This window comes from Paenibacillus sp. FSL A5-0031 (genome assembly GCF_001956295.1).
In the GTDB taxonomy this organism is placed as follows: Bacteria; Bacillota; Bacilli; order Paenibacillales; family Paenibacillaceae; genus Pristimantibacillus.
The window spans coordinates 229,679-255,555 of the sequence record NZ_MRTD01000010.1; the positions used below are offsets into that span (position 1 = coordinate 229,679).

21 protein-coding genes and 1 pseudogene are annotated in these 25,877 nt (G+C 46.8%); 2 read left to right on the forward strand and 20 right to left on the reverse strand.

Translation table 11 applies throughout. From position 1 onward, the window contains the following. Nucleotides 1-37: 37 nt before the first annotated feature. From BK120_RS18950 to BK120_RS19025, 16 genes are all read right to left on the reverse strand, one after another. Nucleotides 38-1,819 (reverse strand): AraC family transcriptional regulator, encoded by a 1,782-nt coding sequence (locus BK120_RS18950; protein WP_076269069.1) that lies wholly within the window; start codon nt 1,817-1,819, stop codon nt 38-40. A gap of 175 nt (nt 1,820-1,994) precedes the next feature. Next, nucleotides 1,995-2,219 carry a helix-turn-helix transcriptional regulator gene (locus BK120_RS18955; RefSeq protein WP_076269070.1) on the reverse strand — a complete coding sequence of 75 codons (225 nt, stop codon included), beginning with the start codon at nt 2,217-2,219 and terminating at the stop codon, nt 1,995-1,997. 122 nt (nt 2,220-2,341) lie between these two features. Then, nucleotides 2,342-3,670: an LLM class flavin-dependent oxidoreductase gene (locus BK120_RS18960; RefSeq protein ID WP_076269071.1), complete on the reverse strand. Its 1,329-nt coding sequence runs from the start codon at nt 3,668-3,670 to the stop codon at nt 2,342-2,344. A 63-nt stretch (nt 3,671-3,733) separates the two neighbouring features. Further along, nucleotides 3,734-4,270 (reverse strand): GNAT family N-acetyltransferase, encoded by a 537-nt coding sequence (locus BK120_RS18965; RefSeq protein ID WP_076269072.1) that lies wholly within the window; start codon nt 4,268-4,270, stop codon nt 3,734-3,736. Between the two features lie 63 nt (nt 4,271-4,333). After that, nucleotides 4,334-4,813, reverse strand: coding sequence for a DinB family protein (locus tag BK120_RS18970; RefSeq protein ID WP_076269073.1), 480 nt, complete (start codon nt 4,811-4,813; stop codon nt 4,334-4,336). Between the two features lie 37 nt (nt 4,814-4,850). Beyond that, complete coding sequence (gene solA / locus BK120_RS18975; RefSeq protein ID WP_144376797.1) at nt 4,851-5,987, reverse strand: N-methyl-L-tryptophan oxidase; 1,137 nt, start codon at nt 5,985-5,987, stop codon at nt 4,851-4,853. After that, nucleotides 5,971-7,161, reverse strand: coding sequence for an amidohydrolase (locus tag BK120_RS18980; protein WP_076269074.1), 1,191 nt, complete (start codon nt 7,159-7,161; stop codon nt 5,971-5,973). Before BK120_RS18980 ends, solA begins: the two co-directional genes overlap by 17 nt. After that, nucleotides 7,158-8,168 (reverse strand): LLM class flavin-dependent oxidoreductase, encoded by a 1,011-nt coding sequence (locus BK120_RS18985; protein ID WP_076269075.1) that lies wholly within the window; start codon nt 8,166-8,168, stop codon nt 7,158-7,160. Before BK120_RS18985 ends, BK120_RS18980 begins: the two co-directional genes overlap by 4 nt. A gap of 21 nt (nt 8,169-8,189) precedes the next feature. Further along, nucleotides 8,190-8,942: an amino acid ABC transporter ATP-binding protein gene (locus BK120_RS18990; protein ID WP_076269076.1), complete on the reverse strand. Its 753-nt coding sequence runs from the start codon at nt 8,940-8,942 to the stop codon at nt 8,190-8,192. Further along, entirely contained in the window at nt 8,939-9,649 is a 711-nt protein-coding gene (locus tag BK120_RS18995; protein ID WP_076269077.1) for an amino acid ABC transporter permease, read from the reverse strand. The genes BK120_RS18990 and BK120_RS18995 overlap by 4 nt, the downstream gene beginning before the upstream one ends. Then, nucleotides 9,639-10,427: an amino acid ABC transporter permease gene (locus BK120_RS19000; protein WP_076269078.1), complete on the reverse strand. Its 789-nt coding sequence runs from the start codon at nt 10,425-10,427 to the stop codon at nt 9,639-9,641. Before BK120_RS19000 ends, BK120_RS18995 begins: the two co-directional genes overlap by 11 nt. 27 nt (nt 10,428-10,454) lie before the next feature. After that, nucleotides 10,455-11,291: a transporter substrate-binding domain-containing protein gene (locus tag BK120_RS19005; protein WP_076269079.1), complete on the reverse strand. Its 837-nt coding sequence runs from the start codon at nt 11,289-11,291 to the stop codon at nt 10,455-10,457. Nucleotides 11,292-11,576: 285 nt separating this feature from the next. Then, entirely contained in the window at nt 11,577-12,488 is a 912-nt protein-coding gene (locus BK120_RS19010; protein WP_076269139.1) for a LysR family transcriptional regulator, read from the reverse strand. Nucleotides 12,489-12,650: 162 nt separating this feature from the next. Next, nucleotides 12,651-13,181 (reverse strand): DoxX family protein, encoded by a 531-nt coding sequence (locus BK120_RS19015; RefSeq protein ID WP_076269080.1) that lies wholly within the window; start codon nt 13,179-13,181, stop codon nt 12,651-12,653. A gap of 25 nt (nt 13,182-13,206) precedes the next feature. Continuing rightward, entirely contained in the window at nt 13,207-14,121 is a 915-nt protein-coding gene (locus tag BK120_RS19020) for an L-lactate dehydrogenase (protein ID WP_076269081.1), read from the reverse strand. Nucleotides 14,122-14,123: 2 nt separating this feature from the next. Further along, the gene (locus BK120_RS19025) at nt 14,124-14,906 is read right to left on the reverse strand and encodes a formate/nitrite transporter family protein (RefSeq protein WP_076269082.1); all 783 of its coding nucleotides are present in this window, start codon (nt 14,904-14,906) and stop codon (nt 14,124-14,126) included. Between the two features lie 238 nt (nt 14,907-15,144). Between BK120_RS19025 and BK120_RS35325 the strand changes: the two genes are divergently transcribed. Continuing rightward, on the forward strand, nt 15,145-15,312 hold the full coding sequence (locus tag BK120_RS35325; RefSeq protein ID WP_179089828.1) for a hypothetical protein: 168 nt from the start codon (nt 15,145-15,147) through the stop codon (nt 15,310-15,312). A 94-nt stretch (nt 15,313-15,406) separates the two neighbouring features. Here the strand turns inward: BK120_RS35325 and BK120_RS19030 are convergent, their stop codons facing one another. The 3 genes and pseudogenes from BK120_RS19030 to BK120_RS19040 all read right to left on the reverse strand — a co-directional run bounded on the left by BK120_RS19030 (nt 15,407) and on the right by BK120_RS19040 (nt 17,422). Next, nucleotides 15,407-15,694, reverse strand: a complete 288-nt coding sequence (locus tag BK120_RS19030) for a HesB/YadR/YfhF family protein (RefSeq protein WP_076269083.1) — start codon at nt 15,692-15,694, stop codon at nt 15,407-15,409. A gap of 124 nt (nt 15,695-15,818) precedes the next feature. After that, nucleotides 15,819-16,378 (reverse strand): annotated as a pseudogene (locus tag BK120_RS19035) (HAD hydrolase family protein). A gap of 105 nt (nt 16,379-16,483) precedes the next feature. Further along, nucleotides 16,484-17,422 carry a VanW family protein gene (locus BK120_RS19040; protein WP_076269084.1) on the reverse strand — a complete coding sequence of 313 codons (939 nt, stop codon included), beginning with the start codon at nt 17,420-17,422 and terminating at the stop codon, nt 16,484-16,486. Nucleotides 17,423-17,566: 144 nt separating this feature from the next. Between BK120_RS19040 and BK120_RS19045 the strand changes: the two genes are divergently transcribed. Next, nucleotides 17,567-18,733 (forward strand): hypothetical protein, encoded by a 1,167-nt coding sequence (locus BK120_RS19045; RefSeq protein ID WP_076269085.1) that lies wholly within the window; start codon nt 17,567-17,569, stop codon nt 18,731-18,733. A 74-nt stretch (nt 18,734-18,807) separates the two neighbouring features. On the opposite strand, the gene BK120_RS36285 is transcribed toward BK120_RS19045, so the two are convergent. Further along, nucleotides 18,808-25,689: a rhamnogalacturonan lyase family protein gene (locus tag BK120_RS36285; protein ID WP_083682192.1), complete on the reverse strand. Its 6,882-nt coding sequence runs from the start codon at nt 25,687-25,689 to the stop codon at nt 18,808-18,810. Between the last annotated feature and the right edge of the window lie 188 nt (nt 25,690-25,877).

Here is a 25,877-nt window from a genome sequence, read left to right on the forward strand (position 1 = left end):
AGCGCTAGTTATGCTTCACTATTTCCGTTATATCAAATTATTTGGCATCTAAGAAAACCTCTGCCACTTGATCGACCACCTGGTTCATCGCGATGGGGCCGTAATAAGCAATCCAAATGCTTGATTTGGCGTGGTAAACATGCTGCTGCTGCACGGCACGCAGGTTTTTCCAAGTCGCAGTGGTCTGAAGCTCTTCCGACCAAGCTTTATATTTGTTGTCGGTCAATACGAAATAATGGTCAACATCCAGCTCCGGCAGCCCTTCCAAAGCGATCAATGAGCTGGTCCTTTTGCGGTCAACCGCTAGCTTCGGCGGATGCAGCCCCAGATCGCTGTATAGAATGGCTGCTGTACGATGAGCGCTTGTATGCAGCCTAATGATATTATCCCGCGGCCGAATCATCATGACTGATTGTCCATGTAGCTTGTTTGCCAGTGCCGATTTCAGTCCGCTGATTTTGTGCTTATACTGCTGTAAGACCTGCTCTGCTTCAAGCTTCTTGCCCGTAATCCGCCCGATGGTTCGCAAGGTTTCTCTCCAATCGCGATTTCGCTCTAGCATGATGGTCGGCGCAATATGCGTGAGGCTTCTATAAATGTTTTGGTGGAACTCAGTACAGATGATCAAATCGGGCTCTAAGGCACGCAAAGCTTCCAGATCGGGTTCAGCCATCGTTCCCAAGGCCTTAACCGAACGCTGCTTGTCTATTAGATACTCAGGAACACTGCTATGATCTCCAGTTACGATGACGCTGCCCGCCGGCAGCTCACCTAGAGCCAGCATATGGTCCATAAACTGCGGGTCCAGCACAGCAATTTTCTCTGGCTGCCGCTGGAGCAGCAGCTCGCCTTTGAGATGAACAATCGTCCGCTGTGAGCGACGGATAACAGCATCCAGAGGATCTGATGCCGCCTTCTTTTCGCCGCTTTCCAATTCCAGCTTAGGCATAATTACCGTACCATTCTCCGAAACATCAACTTTGAGATGATGCATCATTTCTCGGTACATGCTTGGAGAAACACCCGTATAACGCTTAAATAAACGGCTGAAATAATAGCTGTCCTCATAACCGACTGCTTCAGCAATATTCTTAAGCCCTATATTCGTACGAGACAGCAGCTCCTTGGCCTTGTCTATACGGATTTGCATCAGGTAGTCAATCGGTCCAAGAGACAACCGCTTATTGAACATCCGCTGCAATGTCCGAGAACTGCAATTCAATAATGCTGCAAGTGTGTCTGCTGTAATCGGTTCGGCATAGTGTGCATCCATATATCTAACAGCCTCAAGTACCGCATCCGGAGAAACTTGCTCCATCCGCCTGTGCTGCAGTTGCCCCATCAGCTCGCAAATAAACTGATAAAAAAATGATTTTACCTGCAGCTTCGCCATCGCTCCCGGCTGGTTCCACTCCTGCTCCATACGGGACAAGGACTGGAGCAGCGGAGCAGCAGGACTCGCCGCAAAACCATATTGGATTTCAAATGGTTCCGTGCTAGCCAGCAATTGAAGTAAGTCTTGGCTGCATGGCAGCGGCAGAGTGGCTTTATACTGAATCATATAATATTCTAAATGGCCGGTGATATCACAAATAGTAACAACTGTGCCTTTGCCGGCGTGGCAAACATACCCACTCTCCAATTCATGCTCCTTCCCGTCCAGCAGGAGCCGAGCACGGCCACTTATCGCGTATAATAGAGTACTCGACGTAAGCTGAGAGGTGTGCAAATTGTCGCCAACCGTAAGCTCGGCTCGCTGCACATCCAATATTTTTAGCGAAACAAGGTTCCACAGTATAAGGTGATTTTCCACATTCATATGATGTCAGCTCCTAAGCATGTCGCCTCCGTACAATATGTTTGAATTATATCATGAACATCAGAATTTGAGATCAACCCAATCATTCAGACCATTCTTCATCCAGCAGTTATTATATAACGTAAATAGCCCGGCAGGTCGTAGAAGACCTACAGGGCTATTTTTCTTTGAATCATTATTCTACTTCATTGGATGTCCGCAGCTCATAGAGTTCGGGTACATCACATTTAATCGTTGCAGCTATCGAAATCGCCACCTTAAGCGGCATGATTCGTTTGTTGTCGATATAGTCGCCGATCCTCTCGGGTCTCACCATCAGTGCATCTGCAAGCTGCGCCTGCGATAACCCGCGTTCGCTTAATCGCTGCTCCAGCAGGCAATTGCCCAGTTCGTATTTCATCGTATTGCACCTCCATTTAACAGAGCGCTCAATACAAGTCTACCCAAGCGACCATCTCTATACCCTCTCAAGACTTGTCATTATCACAACATGGAAGGAAGGACTATACATTTTTAAATTAATTAGCTATTCACTTTCTCTTTGGTATAGCGATTCGCTGGAATCTGTAAGCCGAGATTGCCGCGCAGCGTATCCGATTCATAATCAGTGCGATAAATGCCGCGCTCTTGGAGAATTGGAACAACCAGCTCAACAAAATCATTCAAGCCGCTTGGAATCGAAGAATGAATAATGAAGCCGTCTGCTGCTCCCTCTTCATGCCACTCCTCAATCAGATCTGCAATTTTCTCAGGTGTACCGATGAATTGCGGACGCGGAGTCGCGGATTGAAGCGCAACCTGGCGCAGCGTAAGATTTTTCTCTTTCGCTACTTTTTTAATTTTGTCGGTGCCGCTGCGGAAGCTGTTTTGACCGAGGTCGCCAAGCTCTGGGAACTGCTCATCAAGCGGATATTGAGAGAAGTCATGATGCTCGAAGAAACGCCCTAAATAGTTCAAAGCATTCTCGATCGTCACTAACTCTGCCAGCTCTTGGTACTTGCGCTCAGCTTCCTCTTCCGTGCGTCCAATAATCGGACCAATGCCAGGAAGAATAACGATATCATCCACCGAACGGCCTTCAGCCACCGTACGATCCTTCACGTCTTTATAAAATGCTTTTGCATCTTCGATATTGTCATGGCCTGTGAATACCGCATCTGCTGCTTTGCCAGCCAGCTTCTTGCCGCTCTCAGAAGAGCCCGCTTGAAAAATAACCGGATGACCTTGCTTCGAGCGAGCAATATTAAGCGGACCTTGAACGGAGAAATACTCGCCTTTATGATCTAGACGGTGCAGCTTAGACGGATCAAAGAACACACCTGACTCTTTGTCTCTGACGAAAGCATCGTCCTCCCAAGAATCCCACAAACCGCGTGTCACTTCCAAATACTCTTCGGCAATTTTGTAGCGCTCATCATGTGTCGGATGATCCGTTTTGCTGAAATTGCTTGCCGAGCCCTCAAGCGGAGATGTAACAACATTCCATCCAGCACGACCGCCGCTAATATGATCTAAAGAGCCAAATTGTCTTGCAACCGTAAACGGCTCACTATATGAGCTCGATAATGTGCCAACCAATCCAATTTTGGACGTAACAGCTGCCAGCGCGGACAATATCGTAATCGGCTCAAAGCGGTTTAAAAAATGCGGAATCGATTTTTCGTTTATATATAGACCATCAGCGATAAAGACAAGATCAAACTTACCCGCTTCAGCAGTCTGTGCTTGCTCCGTATAAAATTTAAAGTTCACGCTCGCATCAGCCGGCACTTCCGGATGCCGCCATGCCGAGATATTGCCTCCCACACCATGAATCAATGCGCCAAACTTAAGTTGCTTCCGGTTCGCCATAATAAACATCCTCCTAATGAACATAGTATGATTGATCTTCTGACAGCAAAAGCAGCAGTCCTGCTAAGTTACCTGCAATAACGATGCTTCCTTTAATTGAAGCCGGTAGCTCTTAACGAGCGTTTCCCCATTCATTAAATCCTTATCGAATGCGCGCTCGAAGCCAAGACGCTCGTAAAGCCTTACAGCTGAATCCATCATGTCTGAAGTATGAAGATGCAGCGTCTCCGCTCCCCATTCCTTTGCAAGCTTTGCACTGGCACGGATAAGCTCCGTCGCTACGCCGAAGCCGCGTGCTGTCTGCGATACGGCGAGCAGGCGAATAATCGGTGAATGAATTTGAAGCTCCGGCCGTCCATAGGCCGCTTCAGAGGAATCAAACAAGAACACACTTCCAACGATCCTCCCGCCGAGCACCGCAACTAAACGCGCCTTCGTTGCTGCGCCTTCAACAGATTCCAGTATGCTTTCTTTATATTGATTCCATGCCGCTTCAGGCAGCACTTGCTCATATTGGCCATAAGCATCAATAAGTACTTCCCGTGTAGCATCTAGATCCTCAAGCTCAGCATTACGAATAATGACAGCTGTATCAGACATGCTTCTTCACCTGCTCTCCCTTTATATGATTACAATGGCTATACCTTTTAAAATGGCATCAATCTAATTGCGAGAGTCCAGCTCTCCCTGCTTGATTCGACGAATTTGACCTAAGTGACCTTGCACGTGCTTCACAAATGCCGGTACGATCACAGCTATTGATACGGGCTCACCTTTAAAGTTAATGCCGGTCTTGCTCCATTCTTCTTCGGTCAAACGATTAAACAACAGGCTGTTATATTGAACAAGTGAACGTGCCGCAAGCAAAATATCTTTAACATCGCCTTCATTTGCCCTTTGGCCAGACACCCAAGCATCCTGTTTAAAGGAAGGCAGCCTTGTCTCGGAGCCAGACAAGATTTCACGAATGCGAAAGGATACGATAATGCTGTGATCAACGAGATGAGCGAGCACCTCGGTCACACTCCATGACTCAGGGGCAGCCTTCCATTTCAGCTGGTGATCCGACAGCCCTTCCAATTCCTGCTCAATTTGATCATATACGTTCACAAATGCATGAATATCGACAATGGGTTCGCTCATTTAAAATCCTCCTCGTGAATAACAAAAGTAAATTGCGTTATGCCCTGCTAAAACGATCAAGCTCAAATAATCGCAAATCGTACCCTGTATTCTTTTTTTGTATTTTGTCAGCCAAAATCTCGCCTACCACGCTCGCAAATTTAAAGCCATGACCGGAAAAACCGCCAGCAAGCAGCACATTATGATGCTCAGGATGAGCATCAATAATGAAATCCTCATCAGGCGTAAACTCGTATTTGCATACTGCCCCCCGCAAAAGCTTGCCGGCCGCATCCGGAACAAAAGCGGCAAGCGCGCGGCGAAGATCCTCTTCATCTTCTGGATAAGCTCCAAATGGAGCAATCGGCTCACCTGGCTGCCACTCCACGCCTGTATCGTGTCTGCCAATTTTAATTCCAGCGCCGCCGATGCTCGGAAAGCCGTAGTAGCCTCCCAGCGCGCCGCCCCAAGTGAAGCCGGGAAATACGCCTGCATCAAAAGCGGGTGAACGCGTTTCAAACCACCCTACTACCTTGCGAACTGCACGAATGGGAAGCTTAACATGCTTCGCGAGCATGCCAAACCATGCGCCGGCGGTAATAATGATTTGCTGTGCTGTAAAAGCAGCTTCTTTCGTATGAACAGTAACGCTTGAAGCACTCGCCTGTATATCTGTAACGAAGCTGTTTACCAGAAGCTCCGCTCCGACTGCTATAGCTTGCTGCTTATAAGCAGCTACACATTTTTCACTGTATAAGTAACCCGCATTCGGCTCGTACATCCCTTGGAAGGAGTCAGCTAATTGTACACCTGGAAAACGCCGATTAATTTCTTCCGCTCGCAGCAGCTCCACTTGAACGCCATTCGCAATAGCAACGCCTAATCTGCCTTCATAGTTGTAAAAGCTCGATTCTGCCATATTGAGCACGCCCGATCGCTCCAGCAGCTTTTCCCCCGTTGCTTTCTCGAGTGCCAGCCACCTCTCATCAGCACGAAGCGCCATCTTCACATAAGTATCGCCGCCATGATAAGCATGCCGGATTAGACGCGGCTCGCCGTGATGGCTTCCCATATTATGCGGCGGATCAAAGGCATCAATGAGCAGAGTCCTTGCTCCGCGGGCTGCGAGCTCATAACCTGCGCTCATCCCCATAGAGCCTGCCCCAACGATGATCACATCATATGATTTCGGAATGTTGTCGTCCTCCCAGCGTATTCTCGCTCGTCAGCTTGCGCAGAGCATCCACAGCAAGGGAAGCAAAAAAAGAAGCAGCAATCGGCAATGCTTTTTCATCTAAATCAAAGGATGGATGATGCCATTCCTGTGAGCCGGCTGTGCCAAAAAACACAAACACCCCTTCGGTTTCCTTCAAATAAAACGCAAAATCCTCGCCTGCCGGAGAAGGCGTCGGCTTCACCACTGCAAGGCCAAGAGCATTCGCTGTTATCGAAGCTTGATCGGCCCACTTCTGATCATTGACAACTGCCGGCGGCCCTTCCAGCCACTTCACTTTCGCACTCGTTGCAAACGCCGATGCTACACCATTTACGACCTGATCAAAGCGCTCGCGCACTGTCATGCGGACATGCTCTTCAAACGTACGCAGCGTACCGTCAAATACCGCTTTGTCCGAAATAATATTCCAAGCGGTTCCCGCATGAAGCCTTGTCACACTAACAACCGCACTGTCCAGCGCACTTACGCTGCGGCTTACGATCGATTGCAGCGCCGTAATCATATGCGCCGCGGTTACGATCGGATCAAGACCCGCTTCAGGTACTGCAGCATGACTGCCGCGGCCTTCCACTTCAACGACAAAACCATCAGCTGCCGCCATGATCGGCCCGCCTGTAATTCCAATCGTTCCAACTGGGAGATCCGGCTTGTTATGCATGCCGAACACCGCGCTCACGCCTTCCAAAGCTCCGCTTGCAATAAGCTTCTGAGCACCCTTTGCTTTTTCTTCCGCAGGCTGGAACAACAAGCGTACCGTTCCTTGCAGCTCCTGCTCCCGTTCCTTGAGCAAAAGAGCAGTTCCTATAATCGACGCCGTGTGGAAATCATGTCCGCAGGCATGCATTTTACCCCGAATTGTTGAAGCAAATGCAAGACCCGTCTCCTCCTGTATCGGCAGTGCGTCTATATCCGCGCGAACCGCGACAATGGGGCCGCCGTGCAATCCACCAATCTCTGCAATGACACCGGTTTGAAGTCCATAATCAACAACTCGAATGCCCGCCTCCGTTAACCAGCCGCGTATGGAAGCCGTCGTCTCGAACTCCTCATGAGAAAGCTCAGGATGCTGATGCAGCTGCCTTCGAATGGCTATCAACTTCTCCTCTATGAATTCAGCTGAGAAATCGCTCATACCAACTCTCCTTCAAAGGCTTCCTTAAGCAGCTCGAAGGATCGTACACGCTTGGCGAAATCAGGAATAATCGTCGTAAAAATAAACTCATCCACGCCATACTGCTCCCCAATTTCAAGCAGTCGTTTGCGAACCGTCTCCTTGGTGCCGCGGGTAATATCCGCATCCCTTTCCTCTGCTGTAAATGTCTCTCCCGCCTGCCTAGCAAATTCCTTCGCTTGTTCCAGCGTGCCTACGTTTACAGTCTTGCCGCTTGCCAGTGTAACTCTCACATTTTTAAAATGACCTGCCAGCTCATTCGCTTCTTCTTCCGAATCGGATGCTATTACTGACAATGCTAGAATCGCTTTAGGCTCTCCGCCAAACGACCGATTAAATTTATTCCGATACGTATTTATCGCCTTTTGAGCCGTATCTGGATCGTTATTAATGAATAATGCAAAAGCATACGGATAACCCTTCTCCGCAGCCAGCTCCGCGCTTGATAAGCTTGTGCCAAGCAAAAAAATGTCAGCAGGCTGCTTCGGCAGCGGACTTGCAACAAGCCCAGCCAGCGGATGCTCTTCGCCAGTCTTATCATGGAGCAGCTGCTCCAGCTCTGTCAGCTTCTCAGCTAAAGTGTCGGCTTCCGCTACGCCCTTCTGCAAAGCTTTCGTAGAACGCGGCAATCCGCCTGGCGCTCGCCCGATGCCAAGCTCAACTCTTCCTGGCGCGAGTGAAGCAAGCACATTAAAATTTTCTGCCACTTTATAAGGGCTGTAATGCTGGAGCATTACGCCGCCTGAACCAATGCGAATGGATGATGTTTGAGCCAGCAAATAAGCAATAAGCACCTCTGGCGAGGACCCCGCCATCCCGGGAGAATCATGATGCTCAGATACCCAGAAGCGCTCGAAACCAAGCGTTTCTGCCAATTGCGCCAGCCTCACGGTATTCGCCAAGGCTTCAGCAGCAGTTTGACCGGGAAAAATAATACTTTGATCCAGAATGCCAATTTTGAGTGACATATTGATTCGCTCCTCTATGTGTTAGATGGAATAGACACCCTCAGGTGTGATCCGTTTCAAAAATTGTTTGGTTCGTTCTTCTTTCGGATTGGTGAAAATATCGTTAGGCCTGCCCTCTTCAACGATCGCTCCGCCGTCCATAAAGACAACATGGCTGGCAACATCCTGCGCAAAGCTCATTTCATGGGTCACGATAATCATCGTGATGCCTTCTTTTGCGATTTTGCGAATAACGCTAAGCACCTCGCCAACCAGCTCTGGATCAAGCGCCGAAGTCGGCTCATCGAACAAAATAACTTCTGGGTTCAGCGCCAGCGCACGAGCGATGCCCACACGCTGCTGTTGTCCTCCAGACAGCTCGCTCGGATAAGCATGCAGCTTATTGCCAAGACCAACCTTTTCAAGCAGCTCCTCGCTTTTTTGCCGCGCCTCTTCCTTCGGAAGCTTCTTAACGATGAGGAGACCTTCCATTACATTTTCAATTGCCGTCTTATGCTTAAATAAATTATATTGCTGGAAAACCATTGCGCTTTTTTGCCGAAGCGTATGAATTCCTTTTTTATCGGGACGTTTGCAATTAACGGTGAAATCACCAATCGAAATTTGACCGTCGCTTGGCTTCTCTAAATAATTGATGCAGCGCAGCAGCGTTGTTTTCCCAGAGCCGCTTGGCCCGAGTATGGCAACGACCTCGCCTTTTTTGACTGTAAGATCTATTCCTTTGAGCACTTCATTGCGTCCAAAGCTCTTCCTAATTTGCGTCAGCTTAATCATGAGACACCGCCTCTGTTGTACAGGTTAAAGCGCTTCTCGGCTAACGCGGTCAGTCGCTCGATGAAAAAGGTTAATCCCCAGAAAATAAGAGCTGCGGCAAGGTATGCCTCAAAAAACTTCCAGTTTGTTGAAGCAACGATTTGCGCTTTAGCATTAATGTCAACGACGGACACTGTAAAAGCCAGCGTTGATCCGTGCAGCATGCCAATTACCGAGTTCGATAAGTTAGGCAAGCTGGCAGCAAAAGCTTGGGGCAAAACAATTCTGCGCATCGCTTGAGAGGTCGTCATTCCAATGGAATACGCTGCTTCCATTTGTCCGCGGTTAACCGCAAGCAGTCCCGATCTGACAACCTCAGACATGTATGCGCCAGCCGTAATCGAGAAAGAAATATAAGCGAATCCTATCATGGGAATTGAGACCGAACGGAACGATAAGCCTAACGCCTCAGCTATACCATCAACGATAATCGGCAAACCGAAATAAATAAGCAATAAATGCGTTAGCATAGGAGTTCCGCGAATGACGGTAACATAGGAAACGGCGATAGGATAAAGGACTGGAATCTTGTAAAGTCTAATGACAGCTACAGATGTCCCAATGAGGAAGCCGCAAAAAACAGAAACGAACGTAATCGCCAAAGCCGTTGGCACCGCGCTCAAAAGCTGAACAAACGCCGTCCATATGAATGCGAAATCAAGCTTCATTTTCCCTTCCTCCTCTGCCAAAGCCTATTCCGGCTGCAAACCGCCTTGATTTATCTTTTTTGATAAGAGGTTCTTTGTCTTCTACCGCGATGCGGCGCTCATGCTTCAATAACCTGCGTTCGATCAAATGGAACAGCTTCTCAAGCCCAAAGCTCAAAATAAAATAGATAATCGCGAGCGAAACATACGTTTCAAGGAAATGCCTCGACATAACAGCCAGTGTTTGTGATTTTCCTGTTAATTCCATAATACCTAACGAAAAGGCGAGTGATGTATCCTTCAAATTTGCAATAACAAGATTAGAGAATACCGGCAATGCAATCGAAACGGCTTGAGGTAGTACAATTCGGGTAAAAGCTTGGAAACCCGTCATTCCTACCGCATAAGCTGCTTCAACCTGGCCCCTATCCACTGCCCCGACAGCCGCGCGAATCATCTCCGCTATATAGGCTCCGCTGTGCAGCGCATAAGTAAGGATGACAAAATATAATGCCGGCACTTTAGCTACATCCAAATGAAAAAGCTTCAAAACCTCAGGCAAGCCGTAATAAAACAGAAATAGCTGAATGAGTATAGGCGTCCCTCTAAAAAAAGATAAATACACCTGTGAAAACCGTCTTAGAACCGGAATCTTATAAAGCTGGGGAAAGGCGACGATAAATCCGACGCCAACCCCAAGTACGATGGAACTCACCACAATAAGAAGAGTGACTTTCAAGGTAGGCAGTAGCTTTATTAGATACTCGAACACGTAGCTGATATCAAAAGGTTCTCCCACCTTAGCCATCTCACCTTTCAATTGGGTTTATTTTTCTTGGGAAGTAAAATCATCGCCCAGCCATTCTGAGCTAAGCTTAGCCAGCGTACCGTCTGCTTTCAGTTCTTTGATTACTACATCAACTGCATCAGAAAGCTTTTGCTGCTCCGGATCGTCCTTGCGGAACATGAACAAGATGTCTGCTTCGCTCAGTGCCGGTCCTACTGCTTTAAGCTCTTTCTTCGGATCAACTAACGATAAAGTAAAGTCAGCAGCGAGGAAGGCATCCACTCGGCCCGAGGTTACTTGCGATACGTTGTCGTTTGCGCCGCCATTTTGATACACAAGCTCAAGCGCGTTTCCGTTTTCCTTGTTGTAATTTTCAAGAATCGTTGCCGCTGCGCTTGTTGCCGTTGTTAGTACTTTTTTACCTTTTAGATCAGCCAACGTTTGAACTGAATTATTGTCCTTGTCTACAATGATCTTGTTTCTCCAGTGCGCATAAGGCTCTTTATTAAAGAGGTACTTCTGTACGCGTTCCGGATTTTGCTCCATCTCATGTGCAATCATGTCAATTTTTTTCGTTTCCAAGCTTAACAGCAGGTTCGTAAATTCAAGCGTTTGAATGTCAAATTCATAATCTGGAAGACGTTTATCAATTTCTCTTACAAGCTCTACATCAAAACCAGTAAGCTTGCCATTCTCATCTATAAAGCAAACTTTAGGGAATTGTGTTCCTGTGCCAACAACAATTTTTGTTACGGATTTGGAAGCCTCTCCGCTTCCTGTTTCCGCACTGCCGCCGGTGTTGTTTTTATTGCTTCCGCAGCCAGCAACTGTAAGGGCAAGGACGAGTGCAATCGATAAAACGAATCGTTTTTTCATTTTCTTTTTCCCCCTAAATGTTTAAATCCTTATAATTCCTACCTGTTAAGTAAGGATTATGTTGAATTCACTTTACCACCGGACTGCCAGCTTCGTCAATCCTCTAGCTTATAGAGATCTTCTATAAGAAAATTGAATAATCCAATGATGCTTTTATCAACAAAAAACGTCCGCTGCTTCAGTAGGAGCAGCGGACGAATGTGATTAAGTGCACTATTCATATCGGCTTAACTGTAATTATGAATGTACCATACCCATCGCTTTTCGAATAATAGAGTTTTTGTATTACAGATTTATATTTGCTGATAAGCTTAGCTCCGCATCTGCTAATTGCTTGCCTATTTCGGTAATGGCATGTACAAATTCCAAATGCTCTCCATGATGCGAAATGAGGTTCGTCTGTAAAAAAATGCCTTCCGTCTCGGGGACGCGTATCGGATAAAGCTTCCCATCCTGCAGCTCCTGCTGGGCGCATAAGCCTGGAAGAAACGCGATGCCTGCTTTCTGAATGACAAGCTTTTTGGCCATCTCAGAATTATCCGTCTGAATTTGAATGTTGGGCGGCAGCTCCAAATTCTCGAATATACGATGAATGCGAAGCCAATCCAATGAGCCGCATTCAAAAAAAACGAGCGGCTGCTCAGCGATCGCCTCAACCGTCAGCTTATCCGTTGTTAAGAACGGATGCCCATGATACACATGCAGCCGTATTGGATCTTCATAGAACTTGGTCGACTGCAGGTTAGGATGATTCACCTTGCGAACAAAGCCAATATCCACTTCCTTGCTCAGCACTTTATTCACAATCTCATCCGTGGTGCTTGTGACGATTTTATAGTGAGTGTGTGGGAATTTCTTCTTTAAGCGAGGTAATAAGTCAGGAATAATATAATTGGAGACAGACACGGTACAGCCAATTCGGAACTCGTTCGGCAAAGACTTCTTCTGATTAATATGCTGCTTGCCCTTCTGATAGATGAGCAGCAGCTGCTGGGCATAAGGGAGAAATCGTTTACCGTCTTCCGTTATTTGAATCTGTTTGCCATTTCGATCGAACAGCTTGCAGTCGAGCTCCTGCTCAAGGGACTTAATTCTTGCTGTTACAGAAGGCTGAGACAAATACAACGCGTCAGCTGCTTTATTAAAGCTTCCACAATGGATGACATAGACGAATGCTTCTATATTCTCAATGTTGATTTGACACACCTCCACTCACTTAAATCCAACTAAACCAATACGAATATATATAATTAAAGTAACAAACTAAGGAGTTCATGTCAATCGAGCAAAAAAAACGGGTTGCCCCAAAAGTAGATACCTACTTGTGGAGCAACCCTTATTATTTACATTCGTTCCGCTCTAACGAGGGATTGTATTGTTGTCCGCATACCCACTATCGCTGCGGTTGCCTTTCTTAAATAATTTGCGCAGATAAGGAAGGGCAAAGTAATCAATACCGAATTTACCTGCGTTCGTGCCAGCGATGAATACGATAATTCCGATTAGCAGCATCCAAGGGTTAGTCGATACCGTACCTGCAAACATAAACATGAAGTTCATTAATAATCCGAAAAAAGCTGCAGCTGTCGTAAGTGCGCCAACGATAAGTCCAAGCCCTACCAAACATTCACCAACGGGAATGAGGAAGTTAATGATGCCTGCATTCGGAAGAGCAACATGTTCTAGAAATGCAGTGAACGTCGGATAAACTAATTCGTTTGTCGCTTTATCCATTACTGGGTTGCCGATAGCTCCTTTTAAAAATCCGCTGGCATCAAATCCGCCAAGCTTATGCCATCCAGCGCTCAGCCATTGCCATCCCAAGTACACCCGCAGCACAAGCATTAAGCCCGCTGCATATTTGTTTTCGCTTAGCCATTTGGTTACCATGACGATCAGCTCCTCTTATTTTTGTCTAAATCGAGATCGTTTCAATCAGTTCCTTCAGTTTGTTCGCCGAACGGTGCAGCAGCGCTTTTTCTTCCTCTGTAATCGGAATGTCCAGCACCTCTCTTACTCCATTGCGATCAACGACGCACGGAACACCCATGTATACATCCGATATGCCGTGGTAGTTTTCAACTAACGTGGATACATTGAGTACAGCCGACTCATTGGACAATATCGCAGTTACAATACGATCCAGTGCTAACGCAATAGCGTAATAAGTGGCACCTTTCGCTTCTATGATTTCGTAGGCCGCATCTCTCGTATGCGTAAAGATGTCTGACTTTTCTTCCTCGCTAAGCGAGATGGACGAACCAGCTACGTTTGCCAAGCTCCATAATGGAAGCTCGGAATCCCCATGCTCCCCAATGATATGGGCATGTACGCTGCGCGGGTCAAGCTGCAATCGCTCGCCGATCAGATAGCGGAAACGAGCACTATCGAGCAATGTGCCTGAACCGATTACACGGTGAGTTGGCCAGCCCGACTTTTTCTGGCAGAAGTAACTCATAATATCTACCGGATTCGTCGCGATTAATAGAATGCCGTCATCATTGTATTTCAATACTTCGGATACGATGCTTTCATAGATGGCAATGTTGCGCTTTAATAGATTCAGCCTTGGCTCCCCAGGCTTCTGTGCTGCTCCAGCTGTAATGATGACGATATCCGCATCCTTACAGTCCTCGTAAGTTCCTGCCCATACTTTAGTCTGACCAAGGAATGGCATCCCGTGATTCATATCAAGCGCATCCCCAACTGCTTTGCCTGCATTCGCATCTATTAACACAAGCTCATCCATCCGGCTGCGAAGCAGCAGCGTATAGGCTGTTGTGGATCCTACTGCTCCTACACCAATAACGACAACTTTTGATTTTTTCATTGTTATTCCACCTCTTCAAATGGTTTGTTTACGAAATAATACATAACGCCCATAAGGACGGAGCCACCAATTAAATTACCTAGTGTTACAGGTACAAGATTATGAATCATGCCTTCTAGTGAAATGGTTCCCGGATGATTCAGCACAAGCGCAATGGCGAAGGTGCAAAGATTAGCGATGCTGTGCTCGTAGCCTGAAATAAAGAAGCAGAATACGAATAGCATCATAGCGAACAACTTTGGCCCATCTCCGCGCAGTGACATCGGAACAAAAAATGCTAAGCAGACCAGCCAGTTACACAATACACCCCGGAAAAACAATTCCCATACCGGTGCGTGAAGCTTCTTCTCTACGACACTGAGTAAAAATCCATTAACGGACGCATCGCTGAACAATCCGGTTGCCCATATGAGAAGGGCGAAAGCAACTGCACCAAGAAAGTTGCCTGCGTAGCTTGCACACCATAGCTTTACAACGTTTAGCCAGCGCATTTTGCCCCTAAGAGCTGCAAAGGTGAAATAGAAGGTGTTTCCTGTAAAAAGATCTCCTCCGCCATAGGCGATTAGAATGATTGCTGCTCCAAACGTTATCGCCGCCATTGGATAGGTTAGCGGACTATGTGACTCATAGAAAAAGCTGCCTGTCTTAAACGCTACGATTACGCCAAATCCGATAAACATACTCGCTAACATGGCTCGCAATATATATCTCAGCTTGCTTGTCAAAAACACCTTTTGCTTCTTCAAAGCAAGCTGTTCAACCCTTCTCAAAGGAGCATGCTCCATATGAAATCCTCCTAATGTGTGGTGTTAATCGTTTATGCTGTGCTCGCTTTCGTTTGCTACACCTTTAGTTTAGGGGATTCTCTTCCATTTGTATGTCGGGGAACTCCCTGAACTATAGCTAAGGGTTTCTATGCGAAAGCTGCTTAGCAAATAGGGAGGTTCCCCGATGTGGCCTCCATGATCATTCTTTTATAATAGAAATAAGTGATCGGTAAATGAGAGGATGGCGGTAAACAAAATGGACATACAGGCATCTTTAAATGAGGATAACAAGGAGAATACAGAAAACGGAGCACCGCATGATAAAGACAAGGCAGCTGGTCATCGTCATAACGGCAAATGCTGCAATTGCTCAAAAAGCTCATGCCAGGACAAAACTAAAGCAGAATCGCCCCATGATAAGTAACAAATAAGCGCCAACACGCAAAAAAGGAGCAGCTCCTTAAGGTTTATGACCTATTGGAGCTGCTCCTTTTTTGTTGTCCTGCTATGCCATGTGGTTATTCCACAACCATTTTAATTTCTTCATACTTCTCGTCAAAAGAAATGCGAAGCGTCTTATTATCCAAATACCACAGATTATCATCTTCTATAAAATAGGTAATACCTTCTACGACATCACGAAGTCCCGCTGTCTTGGGCTCATCCTTCATAATGCCAAGTGAAAGTCCTGGATGAACGCTGCCGCAGCCGCCCAGGCGAACGTAAATACGAATCGCTTCACCATCGGAAAGACCCATTTCTTTTTTGTACCAGCGAGCTGCTGGTTGTTCCACTATTAAATTCATCTTAGGTCAGCTCCTTCCGCTACATGCTCTACTCCATCATCACGAAATCGCTTAGCGGTGTCAACCCTTACGTACCAAACCATCATCAAAAAAAGCCGATCACCTTCGTATAAGAAGGAAAGGGTTATATAATCCCATACTTTTTGAGCGCAAACTCAATTCCGTCCTCGCTCGACTTTTTGGTAACAAAATCAGCTGCTCCCTTTAGCCGTTCACTCCCATTGCCTATTGCAATGCCTAGCCCTACAAATTCGAGCATATCTATGTCGTTCTCGCCATCGCCAAAGGCAACCGCTTCTGATTTATCAAGGTTAAAATACTGCAAAACCTTGATGATCGCCAGCGACTTGGATACCTACTCCTGCAATACATTCAGGACAAAAGGATGCCATCTTCTAAAGGTTAAATGAGGAAACTGCTCCCTGTATTTCTGGGCTGTTTCTTCATCAGCAAACAAGCACATTAAATTAACCTCTTGTTCATAAATCAAAGGATTTGCCGCTGGGTAATGAAGCAAGGATTAATTTCATCGCACATGGATAACAGCCTGCCTGTTGCAGCAACGACCTTGATTCCTTTGTCGATTAGCGCCTTTATCGCTTTTTTTGTTTGATTTGAAATGCTGCCATCCTCATGGTGCGTAATCGTTCCATCTACATCGAAAAAAACAATTTTGTAATCCATAAGCATCTCTCCCTTGCTTTACTTTACCTTTGCAATTGAGATCTAGCAATAAATTACATCATAAAAAGACTGCCAATTGGCAGTCCCTAATCTAATCTTTTATGTTTATTTTTTTGGCTCCGAGCCGCCAGCATCCATCTCCAGCTTGATTTCCTCAGGCAATTTTTTCGAAGCGCTGGGCACTTGTCTCGTTTTTGCATTAACGTCTTCCGAAGAGCAAATAACGATGCTAACCTGCCCTCCCTGCGCATAAGCACGAATAAGTATAGGCTGATCATATTTATTTTGAAACACAAAGTCCGGCCCGTACCAGCTTACCGTCGCATCGCGGCCTGGCGGAACATATTTGACATGTCGGCTATGTGAGTAGCGCTCAACAATTTTGAGTCCTGCCCGGTCCACCGCATTAAAGAGGGTAGATGAAATTTGACAAATACCGCCGCCGACGTCTTCCGAAACTTCTCCCCTCACAATGACTGGAGCACGCAAATACCCTTTTTCCCTTGTCCGCATGCCAACAACCTCATTAAAAGAAAACCGTTCATCCGGGAAAACAACATGGTTATTAATTGCTTTCGCAGCTAATTCAACATTATGAGAACGGTTTTTGTTGCGTGAGTTGTAGTATGTAGCATAGAGTCCAATTTTTTTGGTTTTGATGTTCGAGAGCAGCTCGCTGTCTACTTTCGGATAAGTCGTTAGCAGAGGAGCCTCAAGCTTTAATAATTCCCCTTCATAAATAAAGCTGTAAAACAGCTCCTCGAACGCTTTACGATTAAGCTTACTTCCTGTCTGCTCGGACATGATTCTCCCCGCTCCATCCAGCGCTGCGTTAATAGGAGGCTTCTGCACTCGTTTATCAAGCTCATCCATAAATTTATCAAGCTTCTCTTGATTAACGAGCGGAATGCCAGTCATCGAATCGCTATACTGTGCACGTTTCATTTCCGAAATCGCATGGCCTTCATGCTCGATAACTAAAGAATCAGAATATGCTCCTTGCTGGAACAATAACAATATGGCCAGAATCCACGGCAATCCCATTGTCGTTAATCACCCCTATACGGTAGTATCCGTGCTAGTATGAATCATTTTAGGCAGAAGCATGCATACGCGGTGACCACATAATTAACGGGAAATTGGCTGAATATAAAGATAACGACAATTGGGATTGGAGGAGGACATCTTATGACCCGGATCTGGAGACAAGCAGCTGTTGTTATATTCGTTCTTATATCGCTGTTAACCTTACAAGCCAACGATGCCGCTGCGCAGACGATGATGTTGAAGCCCAAAAAATCAAATGAGCAGCAGCAACATATAATGATTATGACTGTCCGCTCTGGTCAACAATCCTCATTTATGAGCGAGCTGCAAATTGAAAGCCAAGAAATGGATGCCGCTTTGCGTCAATCCAAGCATGTTCCTGAAGCAGAAATAGACTATTACTCCGATATAGACATCACACTAAAGTCTGCTGAAACGGTACATTATCGCTTGGATCGCTCTGGACAGCTCTGGAACGAAGCAAAAGCAGAAAAAATAATTTTGCCTGACAAGCTAGCTAAGAAGCTGGTTCGATTAGCCGAGGGTTTGCGGACACAGCATTACGGGAAATTGTTGACATGGCAGCAAGCAACGGAGCTTTTGCCTAAAAAAAGCATGTTTTCCGTGACGGAGCTGGAGACGGGATTAACCTTCCATGTACAACGGCGCGCTGGCAGCGATCATGCAGATGTTCAGCCGTTAACGAAAGAGGATTCCCGCGTTATGAAGCAAATTTATAATGACAAATGGAGCTGGAAAAGAAAAGCCATACTCGTCCACTCCGGCGACACCTGGATCGCTGCTTCTATGAATGGCATGCCGCATGGCGGTGACGGCATTCCGGAGAATGGCTTCTCTGGTCACTTTTGCATTCACTTTCTAGGCAGCTCCACCCATAAATCAGATACACCAGACCCCGCGCACCAGATGATGGTACATAAGGCTGCTGGTCAAATCAAACCTTATTTTGAATCTGTTCAGCCAAGCGTTCTAGCTAGAAGCTTCGTTGAAGCGATGTATCATCAAGACCATGAATTGTTGCTTCCGCTCGCCAAAGAAATGCCAAAGGAAAAGCTCGCTTCCATCTTACATGTTATGGAGTCACTCGTTTCCATACGAGAGCAAATCCCACCAAAATCCAAAGGTCAGATCCACACCGATGAGCTTGGTGATGCTTTAACTACCCAAATAAGATTACCTGTATCCATCCATCAGCTGAATAAGCCTCGCCGAAGCAGCGTCTATACCTTTATGTTCAAACGAGAAACCGCTAAGTCCCCATGGCATATTCAAGATATTATTGAATAAAAAAATCCCTATAGCTGCGGAATCCGAATCACTCGGCTTTCCTTCGCTATAGGGATTTGTTCAGTTGAAATATTTTATTCGAGCATGCTCATCATCGAGTAAATGACTTTTGCTGCCTGTGCTCTTGTACTCCATCCATTTGGCATAAATGTATTACCCGACATGCCGTTCAGAATGCCTGTCGACTGCATTTCCTGAACAGCCTTGACTGCATAATCGGCAATCTCCTCCTGATCGGTGAAAGCAATTGCGCTTCCACTCACAAGCTTCAAGCCAGCCGCCTCAGCTGCACGGTAGGCCATAACGGCCATATCCTGCCGTGAGATAAGCTCGTTGACGCCAAAGGTTCCGTCAGACTTGCCTTTTATTATGCCAAGCTTCTCAGCTGCGGCAATTGAGCTGGCGTACCATGCGCCTGCTTTCACGTCGCTAAAGCTGCTTACGCCTTCGCTGTCTTCTAGCTCAAATGCTAGCATCAGCATTTTCACAAATGCTCCTCGTGTCACCTCGCCATTTGGCTGGAAGCTGCTATCTCCATAGCCATTAACAATGCTGCGCGCTGCCAATGCTTCAATCGGATCGATTGCCCATAAAGCTTGATTCAGATCCGTGAATGCAGATGCCGCATATAGGCTAGAATAATAGCTGAAATGATTCGTCTTGAAGGTGATCGTCCCTGTTTTTGCATCATACTTTCCATTGCGAACGATTTCGAATTTGCCATCGTCTGCGATATAATAAACGACCACATTGCCCGGCTTCTCACCTGGCTTAAGCACATAAGGAACACTTATCTCAAGTGCATGCTTGCCGCCCGCGAATTCACTTATTTTCTTATCGCCTACATATAGATTGAAATCATAGACGGCTGCATCGCCAACTTTCTCTCGAATAGTCTCGGAGAGTCCAGAAGTATTCATCCTATCGATTGATAGTTTAAGCGTTTCTGTACCTGCGCCAAGCGCACCCTTAAGTGCTTTGTTCGAAAGGGTTACTTTTGCCGAGCCCGTATCAATGGTTAAAGATAATTCATCCTTCGTATTCAAGCCCGCAAACGCACCGCCACGAATGCTGATCTCTACTAATTTGGCAGACCCTACCGCATTCACCTTAATAGCGAGCGATTTCGTTGCTGCTTCGATCGCTTTTTGGAGATCTGCAGCTTCTACCACCGCTGTCGCTTTTCCATTCACTGTCACTGCTTCAACCGTTACTTGATTGCCAGCAGGTGCTGGAGTTGGCGCTGTACCACCAAGCGGTGAATCCGGTGTTGGACTTGGAGTTGGTGTCGGTGTTGGACTTGGTGAAACGACTGGATTCGCAAGCAAGGTAATTACTTTCTCCCCTTTTACACCCGATCCATCCGCAGCCGTCGCTACGACGGTTACCTTTCCTTCCGCTGTCGCATGTAGCAGGCCATCTGTTCCAATTGCTGCCAGAGCCGTAGAACTGCCATCCTCATTCACAACTGACCAAACAACATTTTTGTTAGCCGCAGTATCCATATGAACCTCTGCATTCATCTGGAGCGTGCTGCCCACCTTAACAGAATCGGCTTGCCCTGCCGCTGTTACCGTTATCGAAGTAACTAGCGCTTGAATATATTGAATACTTGGAGCTGCTGGCATCCCCATTCCGTCTCCTAAATAGAAGCTTGGATGCGGCGGCTGGTTATAAGCAACATTTTGCCAAGCTACTCCTAAACGATAGTTCGGATCATGCATCAGCGTACGAATGCGATATTCAGTTTCATCCACAGTAGAGTAAATTCTAAATTCGCTGCTGTCTTCTGAACGCCACATGATCTCCTCGCGCCAGTCGCCGAACAAATCAGCCTGCAAGCTAGAGTTCGCTTTCGTCGAGTTATTTGTAGCGGAGCCAACTGCGGTCAATAAATTAACCGTTTTTGCATTCATATAATCCCACTTATCGATGCGATTATAATCCTGCAGCTCGCGCAGCAGATCGCCATCCCACCATACGCCAAAGTTTGTCGAGCTTGGGATGCTCGTCGTTATTTTCTCGCCTTTAGCGCTGTACAATCCTGTAACCGGGATATGCTCGCTACTTACAATATTGGCGCTCCACATCTCTTCACCCAAATATCTTGGATCGAGATCCGCTGACATCCCGCGGCCCGTATCTACGCCGGTATGAATACCCCAAATAATTTCGCCTGTACGCGCATCCTTCAAATCCATCCCGTATGGGGAGTCGCTATGCTCTTGTACAGCGAATATTTCCAGTCCCGGACGTTCAGGGTCAAGGTCGCCAAAGTGCATCGCATCACCGTGACCAAGTCCCGTATTGTAGAGCGGCTTGCCATCGTCATCGATACCCATCGCGCCAAAATGAATCTCGTCTTTGCCGTCGCCATCCGAATCGCCTATCGATAAATTGTGATTCCCTTGGCCTGCAAAGGAGCCGTTTCCTTCATCGTTAGAGTCAAATACCCACCGCTTCGTCAGCTGACCATTGCGATAGTCATAAGCAGCAATCACCGTACGCGTATAATACCCTCTGCTAAAAACTAAGCTCGGCTTCTCGCCGTCAAGATACGCGACCGCTGCTAGAAAACGGTCCACCCGATTGCCGTAAGCATCTCCCCACGCAGCAACATCACCGCGAGGCGGATCATATTCTGTTGTGGCAAGCGCTTTTCCAGTTGAGCCTTCGAATACGGTTAAATATTCATTGCCTAACAAAACATATCCGGTACTGTTGCGATAATCCTTGCTAGGATCACCGATGGCTTTGCCCGTTCCGTCAATCGTGCCATCCGCTGTCTTGAACGTCACTTCCGCACGTCCATCACCATCCAAGTCATAAACCATAAACTGCGTATAATGCGCTCCTGCTCGAATATTTGGTCCGAGATTAATGCGCCATAGCCGCGTGCCGTCAAGCTTATAAGCATCCATATACACAATGCCCGTGTAACCGGCTTGGGAATTGTCTTTGCTGTTAGATGGCGACCATAACATGACAATTTCATATTTACCGTCACCGTCGAGATCCCCTACGCTAGCGTCACCCGCTGAATACGTGTACGGCTGTCCGTCCTTCGTATAATCATCAGCTGGCTTCTGCAGCGGCACTGATTTGTACTGCTTTTGCCAAACGCCGAAGCTGCTGGTCGCCGCCTGCTCAACACCGCTCAGCACCGATGTAATATGGTATGAGGATGTGTCTGTACCCGCCGTATCCACATAGTTTGTGCTCTTCGTGATTAGCTCATCGTTAAGCTTGACGCCGTCACGATAAACATTGAAGCCGATTGACTCTGGATCAAGTCCTAACATACGCCAGCCCAAATAGTTGCCGTTCTCCGTCTTAATGGCGACAGGCGAACGATCCAGATACTCCATTGCGCGAACTAGCGTTGTAATTGCCTGTGTCTCCAAAGCACCCGACAGCTCAGAAATGCCGCCCTCATTGACAGAGGCCACTTTATAGTAATAAGGAATCGTCGTCAAAACGGTGTTGTCGGTATAAGCTGCCGTAGATGACTTTCCAATCAACGTATAAGGGCCATTCGCTTCTTTGGCGCGATATACATTGTACATTCTTGCCTGTGGAACGGCATCCCAAGTGAAGCTGATATCGTTTTTGTGAATAGAAGCAAGCGCAAGGCCTGTTGGAATCGCTGCTTTCTCCACATTCGGATCAATCATGGACACCTGTAGGAAATTAGAGGCCACTGACTCAAATCCGGTATTGTCTATTGCCGACACCGAATATACGTATTCAAGGCCAACATCCGCGCTTGTATCAATAAACGTTGGTTGCGTCGTCACGCCTAGCAGCTCAGCGCTGCTTGCGACAGTAGCCTTGCGATAAACATGATATTTTACAGCATCAGCTACTCCCGTCCATGAAAGTTCCGCCTTAATTGGATTGCTGCTCAAATCAAGATCGTTTAGCTCTAGCTTCGTAGGCGCTAGAAGCAGCGGCGTTATTTCAACCCCATTCAAATGAGCAGTCTGACCGCTGAGGATCATGTTCAGCTGTCCATCCTTAACGGCAATCATGTTGAACACCCGTTCAGCAATATTTTCCTTGCCCGATGATACCGTGCCATAATCCTTATTTTCAATATTAATATTCGTTTTCGTTGACCCGATCCAGTCCCCCGTATAGGTTTTGACTGAATAATAACCGTTTGGCAGATCGACTTTGTATTCATAGCTATTGCCAAAATAAGCAACAAAGTCTCGTCTGAGCGCATCCGTACCCGCTCCGCGGTCGCGATCTATCATACCTGTGCTGTCTGTTATGCCATACCCGCGTTCAGCGGTGTAGATCGTATTGCGAGTAACCTCGGTATATCCGGCCTCAACTACACCGCCAATCGTTCCGAAATCATATTTGTACAATGCCGATTTCGTTTGAATAAAGATGGGATCGGATGGCGCAGACTCTCCTTTGCCATTCACTGCTGTCACATAAACATGATAGCTGTTCCCTTCAACTAGGCCGCCCATATTCAGCGTCGGAAGTGTAGAAGTACCAATCATGGCATACGCGCTATCCGGCTCTGAGGAAAGCTTGCGATAGATTTTGTAAATATCCGCTGTTGCTGTTTTGTCCCATTTGAGCAATGCTCCTGCATTGCTTATGCTTCCAGCGATAAGGCTGGTCGGCTTAGCTGGCACGTTTGCTGGCAATTCAATTTCTTTTACGGATTGAGCCAGTGGCAAATCCAGCTGCTTAATCGCTGCCGAGAGCATACGCGCGAGCTGGATGGCGCCATATTCTTGGAAATGCGTATCATCAGCGGAGCCATTCGGAAATGCTCCGTATACACCAGCTGGCGTATGAAGGAACACCGATAACGTTGCTGCTGGACCGATTGAATCGTAATACGCAATACTCAGCGTGCTCAAATCGACCACATTAACGTCAAGCTCCTGCCCAACTTCCTTCATCGCTTGCACGTATTCTGGGAAGCTGACGTTAAACTTTCCAGTCTCGGCGTTGAAGCTGCGCCTGCCCATCGGCGTCACAAGAATTGGCGTTGCTCCGCGCTGCTTCGCGCCGTTTACATACGTTTTCAAATAGTTTTTGTAATCAGCTGGAGATGCATAACGATCCGGAACGCTAATCGTTGCATCATTATGACCAAATTGCACGAGGAAATAATCGCCCGGCTTAATAGCTCTCAGCACCTCGTCCAAGCGGCCTTCGGATATAAAGTTTTTGGTGCTACGACCGCCGATTGCATGATTTTTGAAAATTACATTTTCAGAGAAAAAGCTTGGAATCATTTGTCCCCAGCCCGCTTGTGGAAGCCAGTACGGATCGTACGTTTGTACAGTAGAATCACCTGCTAAATAAATAGTAGGCAGCTCGCCTGGTGTACGCTCCGCTTTTTTCGTAATGACGAGCGCGTTGATTTTTGGAGCAGTCCCCGTAAACTCGAAGTTCAGCTGCCCGTCTACGAGCGCAATATCAAAGCTCATTTCAAGAAATTGACCTGCTGGCCTAACCGCATTGCCATCCAGTCGTTTTACCTTTTCAATGTTCTCGACCGTAATTGAAATATCCGTTACGTCATTCAGATCCCCAGCAATAAGAGACACGGTGTAATCTGCATTCGGCAGATCCACAATAAAGGATGTGTCCTTTACGATGCTGAAGTCCGAGCGCAGCGCATCCGCTGTGCCGCGGTCGACGAAGCTTACCTTTGCCGGATCACCAAATCCGTATTTTCGCTCCGCGGTATAAGCAACAGCAGAGGAAACGGAAACATAACCATCGGCTGTAGAACCTTTTCCAAAATCAAAACGTTTTACATCTCCATCCGGCAAGACGACCGGCGGCACATACACGGTGCTTGCCGCGTAAGCCGAGAAGTCGGACAAGACTTGTCCATTCCGTGCTTTTATTTTGTAATATTGTACGATAGCAGTATTCGCAGTTTGATCGATATACGACAATGCTGCTGATTGGCCAATCTCAGCATACGTCCCATCCACTGCATCCGAACGATATACCACATAGTCCGCCGCTCCGGCAGAAGCGCCCCAAGCAAGCCGAGTAGAGGCGGCATTCACTTCGGTAACTGCTAGATTGGTGGGAACAACAGGAGACTGCGGCATCGGAATCGAGGCAGCCTCGCTAGCTGTGCTTAAAGGCGATTGCTGGCCAAAGGCATTGACGGACGAAACATAATACGTATAGCTATCCCCAACACTTACATTAGCATCGGAATAGCTCGTTTCTTTGATTTGCTCAGCAATCGGCGCACTTGGCTCGCTGCCGCCAGTTGTACGATATACATGGTAGTAAACCGCATCCGTAACAGCTGTCCATTTCATTGAAACTCCGCTTGCGCTTATACTCGTCAGCATGAGTCCTTCTGGCGCAGAAGGAAGCACTTGCTCGATGATGACAGCGTTCAAAACACTGAATGTTCCATCGCCTGTCAGTTGAATATTTAGTTGTCCATCTGCGACTGAAGCATGATAAACCTTGCTCTCTACAGCTCTGCGAGAGTTGATAGATTCCCCGGCTACATCCTCAATCGTTACCTTCGTTTTGTAGGTAGAAGTCGTTTGAAGAAGATCACCGGAATAAAGCGTGACCTTATAGTTGCCATTAGGTATGTCCGCTTTGAATACAAAAGGAACATTGGTTCCTCCCAAAACAAAATCATTAATTACGTTATCCGGTGATTCTGCCCCTCGAAAACGAGAAGCAAGATTCATATCCAAACCATAGCCCTTCTCAGGTGTATAAAGCGTCGTTCCAGTAATTCCGATATAACCATCCGCAACAGGACCGCCTGTACTTCCAGCAGGTGCTGGCGCTGAACCAAAATCAAACTTCCACATCTGCGGCTGTGCAGTTTGCGCGGCCTCTGCTTGCTCATTTGTAAATCCAGCAAAAACCGTGCAGAAAACCATAACTACTGCCAACACTAACGACATGCTCCGTTTCAATCGCTTATTCATTCAGCATTTGTTCCCCTTTCATAAATGGGCTAAAATAAGCTGTAAACGTTTCTAGCAATCACGCAAAATTTTTGGCAAGAAATATTTACCTCTTAATAGTACTCTTATAAAGAATGCGCTTTCATTAGAAAAAACCATAATGATTGTTCAAATATCCGTGTATTTAGGCAGCTTTTGAAAATACGACA

Excerpts from the sequence above, each read along its gene's own strand:
- BK120_RS18950 (WP_076269069.1), bottom strand. The coding sequence starts at position 1,819 with ATGAATGTGGAAAATCACCTTATACTGTGGAACCTTGTTTCGCTAAAA.
- BK120_RS18955 (WP_076269070.1), bottom strand. The coding sequence starts at position 2,219 with ATGAAATACGAACTGGGCAATTGCCTGCTGGAGCAGCGATTAAGCGAA.
- BK120_RS18960 (WP_076269071.1), bottom strand. The coding sequence starts at position 3,670 with ATGGCGAACCGGAAGCAACTTAAGTTTGGCGCATTGATTCATGGTGTG.
- BK120_RS18965 (WP_076269072.1), bottom strand. The coding sequence starts at position 4,270 with ATGTCTGATACAGCTGTCATTATTCGTAATGCTGAGCTTGAGGATCTA.
- BK120_RS18970 (WP_076269073.1), bottom strand. The coding sequence starts at position 4,813 with ATGAGCGAACCCATTGTCGATATTCATGCATTTGTGAACGTATATGAT.
- BK120_RS18980 (WP_076269074.1), bottom strand. The coding sequence starts at position 7,161 with ATGAGCGATTTCTCAGCTGAATTCATAGAGGAGAAGTTGATAGCCATT.
- BK120_RS18985 (WP_076269075.1), bottom strand. The coding sequence starts at position 8,168 with ATGTCACTCAAAATTGGCATTCTGGATCAAAGTATTATTTTTCCCGGT.
- BK120_RS18990 (WP_076269076.1), bottom strand. The coding sequence starts at position 8,942 with ATGATTAAGCTGACGCAAATTAGGAAGAGCTTTGGACGCAATGAAGTG.
- BK120_RS18995 (WP_076269077.1), bottom strand. The coding sequence starts at position 9,649 with ATGAAGCTTGATTTCGCATTCATATGGACGGCGTTTGTTCAGCTTTTG.
- BK120_RS19005 (WP_076269079.1), bottom strand. The coding sequence starts at position 11,291 with ATGAAAAAACGATTCGTTTTATCGATTGCACTCGTCCTTGCCCTTACA.
- BK120_RS19015 (WP_076269080.1), bottom strand. The coding sequence starts at position 13,181 with ATGGTAACCAAATGGCTAAGCGAAAACAAATATGCAGCGGGCTTAATG.
- BK120_RS19020 (WP_076269081.1), bottom strand. The coding sequence starts at position 14,121 with ATGAAAAAATCAAAAGTTGTCGTTATTGGTGTAGGAGCAGTAGGATCC.
- BK120_RS19025 (WP_076269082.1), bottom strand. The coding sequence starts at position 14,906 with ATGGAGCATGCTCCTTTGAGAAGGGTTGAACAGCTTGCTTTGAAGAAG.
- BK120_RS35325 (WP_179089828.1), top strand. The coding sequence starts at position 15,145 with ATGGACATACAGGCATCTTTAAATGAGGATAACAAGGAGAATACAGAA.
- BK120_RS19030 (WP_076269083.1), bottom strand. The coding sequence starts at position 15,694 with ATGAATTTAATAGTGGAACAACCAGCAGCTCGCTGGTACAAAAAAGAA.
- BK120_RS19040 (WP_076269084.1), bottom strand. The coding sequence starts at position 17,422 with ATGGGATTGCCGTGGATTCTGGCCATATTGTTATTGTTCCAGCAAGGA.
- BK120_RS19045 (WP_076269085.1), top strand. The coding sequence starts at position 17,567 with ATGACCCGGATCTGGAGACAAGCAGCTGTTGTTATATTCGTTCTTATA.
- BK120_RS36285 (WP_083682192.1), bottom strand. The coding sequence starts at position 25,689 with ATGAATAAGCGATTGAAACGGAGCATGTCGTTAGTGTTGGCAGTAGTT.